This is a genomic window from Metapseudomonas otitidis (genome assembly GCF_011397855.1).
Taxonomy (GTDB): domain Bacteria; phylum Pseudomonadota; class Gammaproteobacteria; order Pseudomonadales; family Pseudomonadaceae; genus Metapseudomonas; species Metapseudomonas otitidis.
The window spans coordinates 537,298-549,579 of the sequence record NZ_AP022642.1 but is presented as its reverse complement, the minus strand read 5'-3'; the positions used below and the strand labels follow the sequence as shown (position 1 = coordinate 549,579).

Annotated in this window: 14 protein-coding genes; 9 read left to right on the top strand and 5 right to left on the bottom strand. The window is 67.7% G+C overall.

The annotated features are described in order from the left end of the window. Positions 1-8 precede the first annotated feature (8 nt). Positions 9-257 (bottom strand): acetyl-CoA carboxylase, encoded by a 249-nt coding sequence (locus PotMrB4_RS02620; protein ID WP_044411900.1) that lies wholly within the window; start codon positions 255-257, stop codon positions 9-11. Positions 258-303: 46 nt separating this feature from the next. Further along, entirely contained in the window at positions 304-1,062 is a 759-nt protein-coding gene (locus PotMrB4_RS02615) for a 5-oxoprolinase subunit PxpA (protein ID WP_172432428.1), read from the bottom strand. Between the two features lie 122 nt (positions 1,063-1,184). On the opposite strand from PotMrB4_RS02615, the gene PotMrB4_RS02610 reads away from it, so the two are divergent. From PotMrB4_RS02610 to PotMrB4_RS02590, 5 genes are all read left to right on the top strand, one after another. Next, positions 1,185-2,102, top strand: a complete 918-nt coding sequence (locus tag PotMrB4_RS02610) for a LysR family transcriptional regulator (protein WP_172432427.1) — start codon at positions 1,185-1,187, stop codon at positions 2,100-2,102. Between the two features lie 54 nt (positions 2,103-2,156). Beyond that, complete coding sequence (locus tag PotMrB4_RS02605) at positions 2,157-2,450, top strand: hypothetical protein (protein WP_172432426.1); 294 nt, start codon at positions 2,157-2,159, stop codon at positions 2,448-2,450. Positions 2,451-2,465: 15 nt separating this feature from the next. Continuing rightward, a complete protein-coding gene (locus tag PotMrB4_RS02600; protein WP_172432425.1) occupies positions 2,466-3,194 on the top strand; it encodes a ComF family protein in 729 nt (242 codons plus the stop codon). Positions 3,195-3,260: 66 nt separating this feature from the next. Beyond that, entirely contained in the window at positions 3,261-4,025 is a 765-nt protein-coding gene (locus PotMrB4_RS02595; protein WP_172432424.1) for a TOBE domain-containing protein, read from the top strand. 66 nt (positions 4,026-4,091) lie between these two features. Next, on the top strand, positions 4,092-5,066 hold the full coding sequence (locus PotMrB4_RS02590) for a serine/threonine protein kinase (RefSeq protein WP_172432423.1): 975 nt from the start codon (positions 4,092-4,094) through the stop codon (positions 5,064-5,066). Between the two features lie 5 nt (positions 5,067-5,071). On the opposite strand, the gene PotMrB4_RS02585 is transcribed toward PotMrB4_RS02590, so the two are convergent. Next, the gene (locus tag PotMrB4_RS02585) at positions 5,072-5,659 is read right to left on the bottom strand and encodes an SMI1/KNR4 family protein (protein WP_172432422.1); all 588 of its coding nucleotides are present in this window, start codon (positions 5,657-5,659) and stop codon (positions 5,072-5,074) included. Between the two features lie 172 nt (positions 5,660-5,831). Between PotMrB4_RS02585 and rarD the strand changes: the two genes are divergently transcribed. Next, positions 5,832-6,722, top strand: a complete 891-nt coding sequence (rarD, locus tag PotMrB4_RS02580) for an EamA family transporter RarD (protein ID WP_044411883.1) — start codon at positions 5,832-5,834, stop codon at positions 6,720-6,722. Positions 6,723-6,935: 213 nt separating this feature from the next. Here rarD and PotMrB4_RS02575 read toward each other — a convergent pair whose 3' ends face one another. Both PotMrB4_RS02575 and PotMrB4_RS02570 read right to left on the bottom strand, forming a co-directional pair. Next, positions 6,936-7,454: a glycine cleavage system protein R gene (locus tag PotMrB4_RS02575; RefSeq protein ID WP_044411880.1), complete on the bottom strand. Its 519-nt coding sequence runs from the start codon at positions 7,452-7,454 to the stop codon at positions 6,936-6,938. A gap of 25 nt (positions 7,455-7,479) precedes the next feature. Continuing rightward, positions 7,480-7,932, bottom strand: coding sequence for a GNAT family N-acetyltransferase (locus tag PotMrB4_RS02570; protein ID WP_074967354.1), 453 nt, complete (start codon positions 7,930-7,932; stop codon positions 7,480-7,482). 59 nt (positions 7,933-7,991) lie between these two features. Between PotMrB4_RS02570 and PotMrB4_RS02565 the strand changes: the two genes are divergently transcribed. The 3 genes from PotMrB4_RS02565 to PotMrB4_RS02555 all read left to right on the top strand — a co-directional run bounded on the left by PotMrB4_RS02565 (position 7,992) and on the right by PotMrB4_RS02555 (position 12,269). Beyond that, positions 7,992-8,177 (top strand): hypothetical protein, encoded by a 186-nt coding sequence (locus PotMrB4_RS02565; RefSeq protein ID WP_172432421.1) that lies wholly within the window; start codon positions 7,992-7,994, stop codon positions 8,175-8,177. A gap of 70 nt (positions 8,178-8,247) precedes the next feature. Continuing rightward, positions 8,248-10,425, top strand: coding sequence for a malate synthase G (locus PotMrB4_RS02560; protein WP_172432420.1), 2,178 nt, complete (start codon positions 8,248-8,250; stop codon positions 10,423-10,425). A gap of 320 nt (positions 10,426-10,745) precedes the next feature. Beyond that, a complete protein-coding gene (locus PotMrB4_RS02555) occupies positions 10,746-12,269 on the top strand; it encodes an NCS1 family nucleobase:cation symporter-1 (protein WP_172432419.1) in 1,524 nt (507 codons plus the stop codon). Positions 12,270-12,282: the final 13 nt, after the last annotated feature.

Below are 12,282 nucleotides of genomic sequence, written 5' to 3'. Positions count from 1 at the left end.
CAGCCTCCTCAGTCGTCGCTCTGGATCACGGCCAGCAACTGGCCAGGCTCTACCGGCTCACCGTCGTCCACGTGAAAGGCGACGAGCGTGCCGGCGACCTCGGCGGTCAGCTCCGAGAACTGCTTCATCACCTCCACCAGCCCCAGCACGGCGCCCACGTCAACACGCTCGCCGACACGCACGTAGTCGGCGGCATCGGGGGCGGGCTTGCGATAGAAAGTGCCGGGAAGCGGCGAAAGTACCTGATGTTCAGCCATGTCTTTTCCTCTTGTCGTCATTGTCTGGGCAGGCGTTGGCAGGGGTTCAGCGGGGCGCGCGTACAGCGATCCCGGCAGCGGCCAGGCGCTCCCGGGTGCGCTGGACCAGCGCCAGGGCACCAGGTGTGTCGCTGTGAATGCAGATCGAATCGAAGCGGATCGGGATGTCCTGGCCATTCACCGTCCGCACCTGCCCTTCGCGGCAGGCGCGCAGGACTTTCTCGGCCACCTGGTCCGGGTCCCACGCGGTGACCCGGCGGATGAACACGATGGAGCCGGTCACGTCGTACTCGCGGTCGGCATAGAACTCACGCACCACCGGCTGGCCCAGGGCCTCGGCCCAGCGACAGGTGGCCGAACCGTCCATGCAGAACAGCAACAGGGTCGGGTCCACGCGCTGCAAGGTCTCGACGAACAGGCGAGCCGCCTCATCGTCGCGGGCCAGGTGCATGTAGAGCGCGCCATGGGGCTTGATGTGCTGCAACGCCAGCCCGTGAAGGCGGGCGAACTCCCGCAGCGCGCCCAGCTGGTAGAGCATGTCGTTGACCAGTTCGGTCGCAGGCGCCGCGATGTGCCGGCGACCGAACCCCACCAGGTCGCGAAAGCCGGGGTGAGCCCCGATCCCGACGCCATGCTGCTTCGCCAGCTCGACGGTGCGGGACATGATGTTGGGGTCACCGGCGTGGAAGCCGGTGGCAATGTTGGCGCTGCTGATCAGGGGCATCAGCTGGGCATCAACACCATCGCCGATGGTCCAGGGCCCGAAACCCTCACCCAGGTCCGAATTGAGGTCGACCTCGATCATCCGCTGCTCTCCTCGTGCGCTCGACTATCGATGGCGAGACGTTAAGAGCGGGGACGAGGCATTGGGAAGATCTATTATTCGATACACTGATATCTGAAAAATCGATACCCAAGGGCGTTCCCATGTCATTCACCCTGCGCCAGGTGCGCTACTTCATCGCCACCGCCGAAGTCGGGCAGATATCCCAGGCGGCGATCCACCTGAACATCTCGCAGTCGGCCGTCACCAGTGCCATCCAGGAGCTGGAGAGCCTGCTCGGCGTCAGCCTGTTCATCCGTTCCCCCCAGGGCATGACCCTCACCGACAGCGGCCGGCACTTCCTCAACCACGCCTACTCGATCCAGCGCAGCGTGGAGGACGCCCTGAAGAGCCCACTGCCGGACACCAGCCTCGAAGGCAGCCTGAAGGTGGCCGCCAGCTACACGGTGATGGGCTACTTCCTGCCCTACCACCTGCAGCGCATGGCGCAGTGGTACCCGGGCATCCGGCTCGACCTCCACGAGCAGGAGCGCCAGGCCATCGAGCGCGGCCTGCTGGACGGCTCGCTGGACATGGCGGTGGTGCTGACCGCCAACCTGCGCCACCCGGACATCGCCGCCGAGACCCTGTTCAGCTCCGAACGGCGCCTGTGGTTGCCGAACCGCCACCCGCTCAGCGAACGGGTCTCCGTCGGGCTCGCCGACGTGGCCCCCGAGCCCTTCATCCTGCTGACCGTGGACGAGGCGGACCAGACAGCCCTGCGCTACTGGGAAGCCACCGAATTCCGCCCCTACGTGATCCTCCGCACCAGCTCGGTGGAGGCGGTTCGCAGCATGGTGGCCAACGGCTCGGGCGTCGCCATCCTGTCCGACCTGGTCTACCGCCCCTGGTCCCTGGAGGGACGGCGCATCGAAACCCTGTCGCTGACCGACGCGGTGCCGTCGATGAGCGTCGGGCTCGCCTGGCGCCGGGACCGCGTTTTCAATGAACCGATGCAGGCATTCCGCGAGTACTTCCGGCATTCCTTCCTGGCGCCGCAGGTGAACAGCCCGCGACGCTGAACCCCCGTCGCCGCTGCGAATCCAATGGCTGAATCCCCCACGCAAGGATCCACCATGGGCACAGAAGGTTTCTTCGGTTGGCTCGGCGAGGCGCTGGGCCGCGCCATCCGCTTCATCGTCGACCTGCTCTCCGGGTTGCTCGGCGGCATCTGGTCGGCAATGGACGACTTTTTCCACGGCCTGGCACGGGCCATCGGAATGGATACCTCGCTGTTCAGCTTCGTCGTGCTGTTCATCGGACTGATGCTGCTGATGTCCGGCATCCGCGCCCTGGCGAGGAAGGGCATCATCAGCGGCCTCATCCTCACCCTGCTCGGACTGGTGGTGATGAGCTGGCTCATCCACTGACCCCGCAGGACCACCATGGACGGACTCCTCTACCGGCTTCGCCGCCTGGCGCGCAGCCAGGCCCGCTGCCAGCTGTGCCTGGCCACCCTGGAGGGCGATGACGTCCACCCCATCTGCCCCGGCTGCCTGCTCGACCTGCCCTGGCTGGCCGGCCATTGCCGCCAGTGCGCCCTGCCCCTGCCGGCCGACGGGCTGCTCTGCGGCGAATGCCAGCGGCGGCCACCGGCCTTCGACAGCGCCTGCATGCCCTGGCGCTACGGTTTCCCCCTCGACGCCCTGGTCACCCGTTTCAAGCACCGTGCCGACTGGCCTGCCGGGCGCCTGCTGGCGGAGCTGTTCGCCGACCACCTGCAGCACACCCGGCAAGCGCTGCCGGACCTGCTGCTGCCGGTGCCCCTGGCACGGGCACGCCAGCGGGCGCGGGGTTTCAACCAGGTGCAGATGCTCGCCGACTGGCTCGGCCGCTCGCTGCGCCTGAAGGTGGAGGCCGGCTGGCTGCTGCGCACCCAGGACACCCCGGCCCAGCAAGGGCTGGATGCCGCCACCCGGCGACGCAACCTGCGCCGGGCCTTCGCCCTGGCACCCCGCGCGCGCCCCGCCGGGCTGCACCTGGCCCTGGTGGACGACGTGCTGACCACCGGCACCACCGCCCACGCCCTCGCCCGCCTGCTCAAGCGCGCCGGTGCCGCACGGGTGGACGTCTACTGCCTGGCCCGCACGCCCAAGCCGGGCAGCGTGCCCTGACAGGCGCTTGACGACCGCGCCCCGCTCACTCAGCCTGCGCGCCATGTCCACCGGGCCCCGACCACCATGAGCCAGCTGATCCCCCTCACCCAGCAACTGACCCGCCGCCCCCAGCGCATGGCGCTGCTGGAGCAGATCGCCATCCAGGGCTCCATCACCCGCGCCGCCAAGGCCGCCGGCCTCAGCTACAAGGCCGCCTGGGATGCCATCGACGAGCTCAACAACCTCGCCGAGAAACCGCTGGTGGAGCGCAGCGTGGGGGGCAAGGGCGGCGGCGGCGCGCGCCTGTCCGCCGAGGGTGAGCGCCTGCTGGCGCTGTTCAAGCGCCTGGAAAGCCTGCAGGCACGCCTGGTGGAAAGCGCCGAGCACGAACAGGACCTGGAGCGCCTGGGCCGCCTGATGCTGCGCACCAGTGCGCGCAACCAGCTCAGCGGCAAGGTGGTCGGCCTGCAGGCCCATGGCCGCAACGACCTGGTGGAGATGGAACTGCCCGGTGGCGCCCGGCTGAAGGCGCAGATCACCCACGACAGCACCGAGAAGCTGGAGCTGGCCCTGGGCGTCGGCGTGGTCGCGCTGATGAAGGCCGGCTGGCTGGAGGTGCGTCCGCTGCATGCGCCCGTGGATGCCCACCTGAACGCCCTGGAGGGCCGGATCGAGGCCATCGTCCCCGACGCGGAAGGCCCCAGCGAGGTGCGTATCGCCCTGGGCAGCGGCCAGACCCTCTGCGCCCTGGCCGAACCGACCCGCCTCGCCGCCGACGGCCTGCAGCCCGGCCAGCTGGCGCGGGTGCTGTTCGACCCCGGCCAGGTGCTGCTGGGCACGGCACTCTAGCCCGGCGGTTTCGGCAGGCCGGCGCGCGACCCGCTAGACTGTGCGCCCATCCGCTGGAGCCGCCCCATGTCCCATCCCTTCGACGCCCTCACCCCCGACCTGGTCCTGGATGCCGTGGAGAGCCTGGGCTACCTCAGCGATGCCCGGGTACTGGCGCTGAACAGCTACGAGAACCGCGTGTACCAGGTGGGGATCGAGGACAGCGCGCCCCTCATCGCCAAGTTCTACCGGCCCGAGCGCTGGACCGACGCTGCGATCCGCGAGGAGCACGCCTTCACCCTGGAGCTGGAGGAACACGAAGTGCCGGTGGTGGCGCCCCTGCGCTGCGAAGGCGAGACGCTGTTCGAGCACGCCGGCTTCCGCTTCGCCCTGTTCCCCCGTCGCGGCGGCCGCGCCCCGGAGCCGGGCAACCTCGACCAGCTCTACCGCCTCGGCCAGTTGCTCGGCCGCCTGCACGCCGTGGGCGCGACCCGGCCGTTCCAGCACCGCGAGCAGCTGGCTGTGGACAACTTCGGCCACACCTCGCTGCAGACGCTGCTGGAAGGTGGCTTCATCCCCAAGGGCCTGCTACCGGCCTACGAATCGGTGGCTCGCGACCTGCTGAAGCGCCTCGACAAACTGTTCGCCGAGGTGCGCTACAGCCCCATCCGCCTGCATGGCGACTGCCACCCGGGCAACCTGCTGTGCCGCGACGAGGCGTTCCACGTCGTCGACCTGGACGACTGCCGCATGGGCCCCGCCGTGCAGGACCTGTGGATGATGCTGGCCGGCGAACGCCAGGAGCGGTTGGGGCAGCTCTCCGAGTTGATGGACGGCTACCAGGAGTTCCACGACTTCGACCCCCGCGAGCTGCCGCTGATCGAAGGCCTGCGGGCCCTGCGCCTGATGCACCACAGCGCCTGGATCGCCCGCCGCTGGGACGACCCGGCCTTCCCCATGCATTTCTCCTGGTTCGGCAGCGAACGCTACTGGGGCGACCAGGTGCTCACCCTGCGCGAGCAACTGGCGGCCCTGGACGAGGAGCCGCTCAGGCTGTTCTGAGGGGCTCACTCGTCCTCGTCGAAGACGAAGGCGTAGTCGTCCTCCATCAATTGTTCGAGGTAGCGCTCGAAGCTCGGCGCGATCACCGCGTAGGAATCGGGGTCGTGCAGGAAGCGCACGACCTGCCCCACCGTACCGCCCGGCGCAGGGTCGAAGTCCAGGTACAGCAACGAGGTGCCGCCGTTGTTCATGCAGTGGGAAAAGCACAGGCGGCGATCCATCGGCAGCGTCGGGTCGATGCCGGCGCCGATCAGCTCCGGAAACTCATCCAGGTAGCCGTCGTAGACCTGGAGGATGCTGTCGGTACGGCGACGCTCGGCGAGCATCTGCTCCACCGAGAGCAGGTAATAGGGGTACTCGAACACGTCCGAGCCGAGAATCAGCTCCTGCAGCATGACCCCGCCGTGGTCCTGCCAGTAGGTGCCGTTGATGCGCCGGAGCAGCGCCAGCAGGCTGTCGGGCACCTGGGGATAGGCCGCACGCAGCGCCTCCAGCTGGGCGGGCGTGGCCCCCAGGGCCTGGCCCAGGCGCTGGCGGGACTCGGGGGGCAGGGCCTGCTCCAGGCCTTGCAGGTAGCGTTCGACGACGGTCATGGCGCACTCCTTGGGAAACCGGCGTGCAGTGTGCCAGCCGCCGGGCAGCATTGCCGCGACCGCCCTCCCACGGCACTGCGGAACCCCGTGTCGACCGCAACGTCACAGACAAGCGCCGGTGCGCGCCCTAAAATGGCGCGCTTCTTTCTACCTGCCGAACCAAGGACGCCTGATGGCCACCGCCAATCCCCGCCGGGGCTATGCCCTGGGCCTGACTGCCTATGTCATCTGGGGACTCTTCCCGATCTACTTCAAACTGCTCGAGCGCATTCCCGCCCTGGAGATCATCACCCACCGGGCCATCTGGTCCGCCCTGTTCGGCGCCTTGCTGCTGGCGGTGTGGAAGCACCCGGGCTGGTGGCGGGAGCTGCGCGAGAACCCGCGTCGCTTCGCCATCCTCGGCGCCAGCGGGTTGCTGATCGCCAGCAACTGGCTGGTCTACGTCTGGGCGGTGAACAACGGCCGGATGCTGGAAGCGAGCCTGGGCTACTACATCAACCCGCTGGTGAACGTGCTGCTGGGCATGCTCCTGCTCGGCGAGCGCCTGCGCCGCCTGCAGTGGCTGGCGGTGGGCCTGGCAGCCGTGGGCGTGGCCCAGCAGATCTGGCAGGTGGGCGCGCTGCCCTGGGTGTCGCTGACCCTGGCCCTGACCTTCGGTTTCTATGGGCTGATCCGCAAGCAGGCCCCGGTGGCTGCGCTGCCGGGCCTGGTGGTGGAGACCTGGCTGCTGCTGCCGCTGGCCCTGGGCTGGCTCTTGCTGCACCCGGAGGCCAGCACCGGTCAGGCGGGGTTCTGGAGCGACCCGCAGGCCCTCTGGCTGGTGGCCGCCGGCCCGGTGACCCTGGTGCCGCTGGTGTGCTTCAACGCCGCCGCCCGCCACTTGCCCTACACCACCCTAGGCTTCCTGCAGTACCTGGCGCCGACCCTGGTGATGCTGCAGGCGATCTTCCTGTTCGGCGAACACTTCGACCCGAACAAGCTGGTGGCCTTCTGCTGCATCTGGGCCGGCCTGGCGATCTACAGCGTCGACGCCTGGATGACCCTGCGCCGCAACCAGGGTTGAGCAATAAGTGAACGACGGGCTGGACGCCGCTGCTGGCGGGGGCTGCAGCCGTCGATCCCGAGCTTATCCACAGGCCCTTCCACGGCGGATGTGCACAAGCCCGGCGAGCTGATCAGTTTCCGACCAGCCGCCTGCAGTCCACGCCCGGCAAGGCCTGCGGCGGAGCATCCCCAACTTGTCCACAGGCTTGCCCTGGTTTTCCGTGGGTAAGCCTCAAGCGTCGGCGTTGAGCGTCAGCTCCACCATCAGGTCGTCGGCCAGGGTTTCCAGCTGCGCCTGCAGGTCATCCAGCGACAGTGCCAGGGGCACGGCCAGGGTGGCCTCGGCGCGGAACAGCGGCTCGCTGCTCATGGGCGCCGGTACCACCTCGGTCTGCAACTGCTCCAGGTTGACCCCGTGGCGGGACAGCAGGTGGGTGATGTCACGGACGATGCCGGGGCGGTCGTTGCCCACCAGCTCCAGGTGGATGGTCTGCCAGCCGCTGGCCGGCTCGGTGCCACTGTCCGCCAGCATCACGCGGATGCCGTGCGTCTCCAGCCCCTGCAGGCCCGCCACCAGCTTGCCCTGGCCCTCGGCGGGCACGGCCACCCGCAGGATGCCGGCGAACTGCCCGGCCATCCGCGCCATGCGGCTTTCCAGCCAGTTGCCGCCATGGGTGGCGATGCACTGGGCGATGCGCTCCACCAGCCCGGGCTGGTCGGCGGCGATCACGGTGAGTACGAGATGGTGCATGTCGGTCTCCTTGGTGCGGGGTCGCTCAGCGGCGATCCAGGCTCAGCCAGTAGGTCAGGTACACCTCGTCCCGCACGTAGCCGAGCCGCTCGTAGAGCGCCTGCCCGGCCAGGTTGGTCCGCGCGGTTTCCAGCTGCAGGCCACAGGCGCCGGTGGCCTCGCCATGGGCGCGGGCGGCGTTCATCAGCCGTTCGCCCACCCCCAGGCGGCGCGCCGAAGGGGCAACGAACAGGTCACTGAGCAACCAGGCCGGCGCCAACGCCAGGGAGGACATGAAGGGATAGAGCTGGACGAACCCCTGGGCATGCCCGGATTCGTCGCGGTCGATGAGGATCACCGAGTCGCCGCGTTCCAGGCGCTCGCCGAGGAAGTGGCGGATCTCCTGCAGCGGGCGGGGCACCCGGTAGAAGTCCAGGTAACCACTGAACAACTGGCTCAGCTCATCCAGGTCAGCGGCGGTCGCAGCGCGTACCGTCATGGTGGGGCTCCTTTTTTTGTAGTGGAGGCAGTATAGAAAAGAGCTGAAGGTAGTGGCTGATGACGCTGTCAGATGCTGCGACGCCGGGTCGCAGCGCCGCGAAAATCGTGATCGTGTACGGTTTGAAGATTTATCTGGAACAATCTATCGGTTTTTTGAGAACATTCTTGTCCCGCAGTGACCGTAAGTGGTTTTTCGGTCGCATAGCGACGCCCGACCCTGTTTTTTGTGACGGGTTCATGTAGTATGCCGCGGCTCGGACTACAAGCTTTCAGGCACGGTCCAGAGCGGATATTGAGCAGAGTGAGGCAAGCAATGACTGAGCGCGTTCAAGTCGGTGGCCTGCAGGTCGCCAAAGTCCTGTTCGACTTCGTGAACAACGAAGCCATCCCCGGAACCGGCATCGCTGCCGACGCGTTCTGGGCCGGTGCGGAGAAGGTCATCAACGACCTCGCGCCGAAGAACAAAGCCCTGCTCGCCAAACGCGACGAACTGCAGGCCAAGATCGACGCCTGGCACCAGGCCCGTGCCGGCCAGGCCCATGACGCCGTGGCCTACAAGGCCTTCCTGCAGGAAATCGGCTACCTGCTGCCCGAACCGGCCGACTTCCAGGCCAGCACCCAGAACGTCGACGAAGAAATCGCCCGCATGGCCGGCCCGCAGCTGGTGGTGCCGGTGATGAACGCCCGCTTCGCCCTGAACGCCGCCAACGCCCGCTGGGGCTCGCTGTACGACGCGCTCTACGGCACCGACGTGATCAGCGAAGCCAACGGCGCCGAGAAGGGCAAGGGCTACAACAAGGTCCGGGGTGACCTGGTCATCGCCTACGCCCGTGCCTTCCTCGACGAAGCCGCGCCGCTGGAGTCCGGCTCCCACGTCGACGCCACCGCCTACACCGTCAAGAACGGCCAGCTCGCCGTGAGCCTGAAGAACGGCAGCGAGACCGGCCTGAAGAACGCCGCGCAGTTCATCGCCTTCCAGGGTGACGCTGCCAAGCCCGCCGCCGTGCTGCTCAAGCACAACGGCCTGCACTTCGAGATCCAGATCGACCCCACCAGCCCTATCGGCCAGACCGATGCCGCTGGCGTCAAGGACGTGCTGATGGAAGCCGCCCTGACCACCATCATGGACTGCGAGGACTCCGTCGCCGCCGTCGACGCCGACGACAAGACCGTCGTCTACCGCAACTGGCTGGGCCTGATGAAGGGCGACCTCGCCGAGGAAGTCAGCAAGGGCGGCCAGACCTTCACCCGCACCATGAACCCCGACCGCGTCTACACCAAGGCCGACGGTTCCGAGCTGACCCTGCACGGCCGCAGCCTGCTGTTCGTGCGCAACGTCGGCCACCTGATGACCAACCCGGCCATCCTCGACGCCGCTGGCAACGAAGTGCCCGAGGGCATCCAGGACGCGCTGTTCACCAGCCTCATCGCCCTGCACAACCTCAACGGCAACACCAGCCGCAAGAACACCCGCACCGGCTCGGTCTACATCGTCAAGCCGAAGATGCACGGCCCGGAGGAAGTCGCCTTCGCCACCGAGATCTTCAGCCGCGTCGAAGACGTGCTGGGCATGCCGCGCAACACCCTCAAGGTCGGCATCATGGACGAGGAGCGCCGCACCACCGTCAACCTGAAGGCCTGCATCAAGGCCGCTGCCGAGCGCGTGGTGTTCATCAACACCGGCTTCCTCGACCGCACCGGTGACGAAATCCACACCTCCATGGAAGCCGGCGCCATGGTGCGCAAGGCCGCCATGAAGAGCGAGAAGTGGATCGGTTCCTACGAGAACAACAACGTCGACGTCGGCCTGGCCACCGGCCTGCAAGGCCGCGCGCAGATCGGCAAGGGCATGTGGGCCATGCCGGACCTGATGGCCGCGATGGTGGAGCAGAAGATCGGCCACCCGCTCTCCGGCGCCAACACCGCCTGGGTCCCCTCGCCCACCGCCGCCACCCTGCACGCGCTGCACTACCACAAGGTCGACGTGTTCGCCCGCCAGGCCGAGCTGGCCAAGCGCACCCCGGCCTCCGTGGACGACATCCTGACCATCCCCCTGGCTCCCAGCACCGACTGGACCGCCGAGGAGATCAAGAACGAAGTGGACAACAACGTCCAGGGCATCCTCGGCTACGTGGTCCGCTGGATCGACCAGGGTGTCGGCTGCTCCAAGGTGCCGGACATCAACGATGTCGGCCTGATGGAAGACCGCGCCACCCTGCGCATCTCCAGCCAGCTGCTGGCCAACTGGCTGCGCCACGGCGTGATCACCCGCGAGCAGGTCGAGGAAAGCCTCAAGCGCATGGCTGCCGTGGTGGACCGCCAGAACGCCAGCGACCCGCTCTACCGCCCGATGGCGCCGAACTTCGACGACAACGTCGCCTTCCAGGCTGCCCTGGAACTGGTGGTCGAAGGCACCCGGCAGCCCAACGGCTACACCGAGCCGGTGCTGCACCGCCGTCGCCGCGAGTACAAGGCCAAGAACGGCCTGTAAGCGCTGCACACCGCGTTGAAGAAACCGCCCTCCGGGGCGGTTTTTTTATGCGCCCCACCTCCAACGCCGTCATGGGCTTGCGTAACGCCTGCGCACAGTTTTGTGTACAAAAAACCCAAAGCGCCCCGCGACTGGGCACGTCAAATCTGACTCGTAAGTCAATGATCGACAAGGAAAATTCAATCCATTCCCGGCAGCCCTCGCCACACCTGGCGTGAGAGCGCGCACAGCACTCAGATGAGCGCCAACGCACGAAAAGTGGCATGGAACTCGCAATTGCACACAACTCAAACAAACCGTGCATACAGGCCGAGCCGACCATGAACCCAACCCCCGCCCATGTCGCCGCTGCACCCGGTGCCGCCACCGCGCCCACCGCCGCCTCACCCCAGCAAGCCGCCCTCAGCCCCCGGCTCTACAGCGCCGACCTCGCCCCCACAAAGGCCGAGGGGCGCCGCTGGGGGCGCTACAGCCTCTTCGCACTGTGGACCAACGACGTCCACAACATCGCCAACTACTCCTTCGCCATCGGCCTGTTCGCCCTCGGCATGAGCGGCGTGCAGATCCTCGCCGCCTTCGCCCTCGGTGCCCTGCTCATCTACGGCCTGATGAACCTCTCCGGCTACATGGGCCAGAAGACCGGCCTGCCCTACCCGGTGATGTGCCGCATCGCCTTCGGCATCCATGGTGCCCAGTTGCCAGCGCTGATCCGCGCGGTGATTGCCATCGCCTGGTTCGGCATCCAGACCTACCTCGCCTCGGTGGTGCTGCGGGTGCTGCTCACCGCCCTGGCGCCGGAGTTGCGGGCCTACGACCAGGACAGCCTGCTGGGCCTGTCCACCCTGGGCTGGCTGACCTTCCTCGGCATCTGGTGCATGCAGCTGCTGATCTTCGCCTACGGCATGGAAATGGTGCGGCGCTACGAGTCCTTCGCCGGGCCGGTGATCCTGGTCACCGTCGCCGCGCTGGCCAGCTGGATGTACGTCCGCGCCGGGCTGCGCATCAGCTGGTCCACCGGCCAGCAGGCCGAAGGCGCCGGTCTGTGGCTCAAGGTATTCAGCGGCGCCGCGCTGTGGGTGAGCCTGTACGGCACCATGATCCTCAACTTCTGCGACTTCTCGCGGAACTGCCCGGACCGCCGCACCATCAGCCAGGGCAACTTCTGGGGCCTGCCGGTGAACATGCTGCTGTTCGGGCTGATCGCCGTGGTTCTCGCCGGGGCCCAGTTCAGCCTCGACGGCACGCTGATCCAGAGCCCCACCGACATCGTCGCCGCCATCCCCCACACCGGGCTGCTGGTGCTCGGCTGCCTGGCCTTCCTGATCGTCACCGTGGCGGTGAACATCATGGCCAACTTCGTCGCCCCGGCCTACGTGCTCACCAACCTGGCCCCGCGCGTGCTGAACTTCCGCCGCGCCGGCCTGCTGGCCGCCACCCTCGCCGTGGTGATCCTGCCCTGGCACCTCTACAACAGCCCCGGCGTGATCCTCTACTTCCTCGGCGGCCTGGGCGCCCTGCTCGGCCCGCTGTACGGCATCATCGTCGCCGACTACTACCTGGTGCGCCGGGGCCGGGTGAACCTGCCGGAGCTGTACTCGGAGGCGCCCGAGGCGGCCTACCACTACCACCGCGGTGTCAACCTGCAGGCCCTGGCCGCCTTCGCCCCCTCGGCGCTGATCGCCATCGTCCTCGCGCTGCTGCCGGCCTTCGAGAGCCTGTCGCACTTCTCCTGGTTCTTCGGTGCCGGGCTGGCGGCACTGATCCACGTCTCGCTCGCCGATCGCCGGCGGCCGTTCGTGGAGGTTTCGGGGGAATCCATCGCGGTGGACAGCGTCCACCACTGAACGAAGAACGCCT

Coding starts and splice junctions, on each gene's coding strand:
- PotMrB4_RS02620 (WP_044411900.1), bottom strand. CDS start 257: ATGGCTGAACATCAGGTACTTTCGCCGCTTCCCGGCACTTTCTATCGC.
- PotMrB4_RS02615 (WP_172432428.1), bottom strand. CDS start 1,062: ATGATCGAGGTCGACCTCAATTCGGACCTGGGTGAGGGTTTCGGGCCC.
- PotMrB4_RS02610 (WP_172432427.1), top strand. CDS start 1,185: ATGTCATTCACCCTGCGCCAGGTGCGCTACTTCATCGCCACCGCCGAA.
- PotMrB4_RS02605 (WP_172432426.1), top strand. CDS start 2,157: ATGGGCACAGAAGGTTTCTTCGGTTGGCTCGGCGAGGCGCTGGGCCGC.
- PotMrB4_RS02600 (WP_172432425.1), top strand. CDS start 2,466: ATGGACGGACTCCTCTACCGGCTTCGCCGCCTGGCGCGCAGCCAGGCC.
- PotMrB4_RS02595 (WP_172432424.1), top strand. CDS start 3,261: ATGAGCCAGCTGATCCCCCTCACCCAGCAACTGACCCGCCGCCCCCAG.
- PotMrB4_RS02590 (WP_172432423.1), top strand. CDS start 4,092: ATGTCCCATCCCTTCGACGCCCTCACCCCCGACCTGGTCCTGGATGCC.
- PotMrB4_RS02585 (WP_172432422.1), bottom strand. CDS start 5,659: ATGACCGTCGTCGAACGCTACCTGCAAGGCCTGGAGCAGGCCCTGCCC.
- rarD (WP_044411883.1), top strand. CDS start 5,832: ATGGCCACCGCCAATCCCCGCCGGGGCTATGCCCTGGGCCTGACTGCC.
- PotMrB4_RS02575 (WP_044411880.1), bottom strand. CDS start 7,454: ATGCACCATCTCGTACTCACCGTGATCGCCGCCGACCAGCCCGGGCTG.
- PotMrB4_RS02570 (WP_074967354.1), bottom strand. CDS start 7,932: ATGACGGTACGCGCTGCGACCGCCGCTGACCTGGATGAGCTGAGCCAG.
- PotMrB4_RS02565 (WP_172432421.1), top strand. CDS start 7,992: ATGACGCTGTCAGATGCTGCGACGCCGGGTCGCAGCGCCGCGAAAATC.
- PotMrB4_RS02560 (WP_172432420.1), top strand. CDS start 8,248: ATGACTGAGCGCGTTCAAGTCGGTGGCCTGCAGGTCGCCAAAGTCCTG.
- PotMrB4_RS02555 (WP_172432419.1), top strand. CDS start 10,746: ATGAACCCAACCCCCGCCCATGTCGCCGCTGCACCCGGTGCCGCCACC.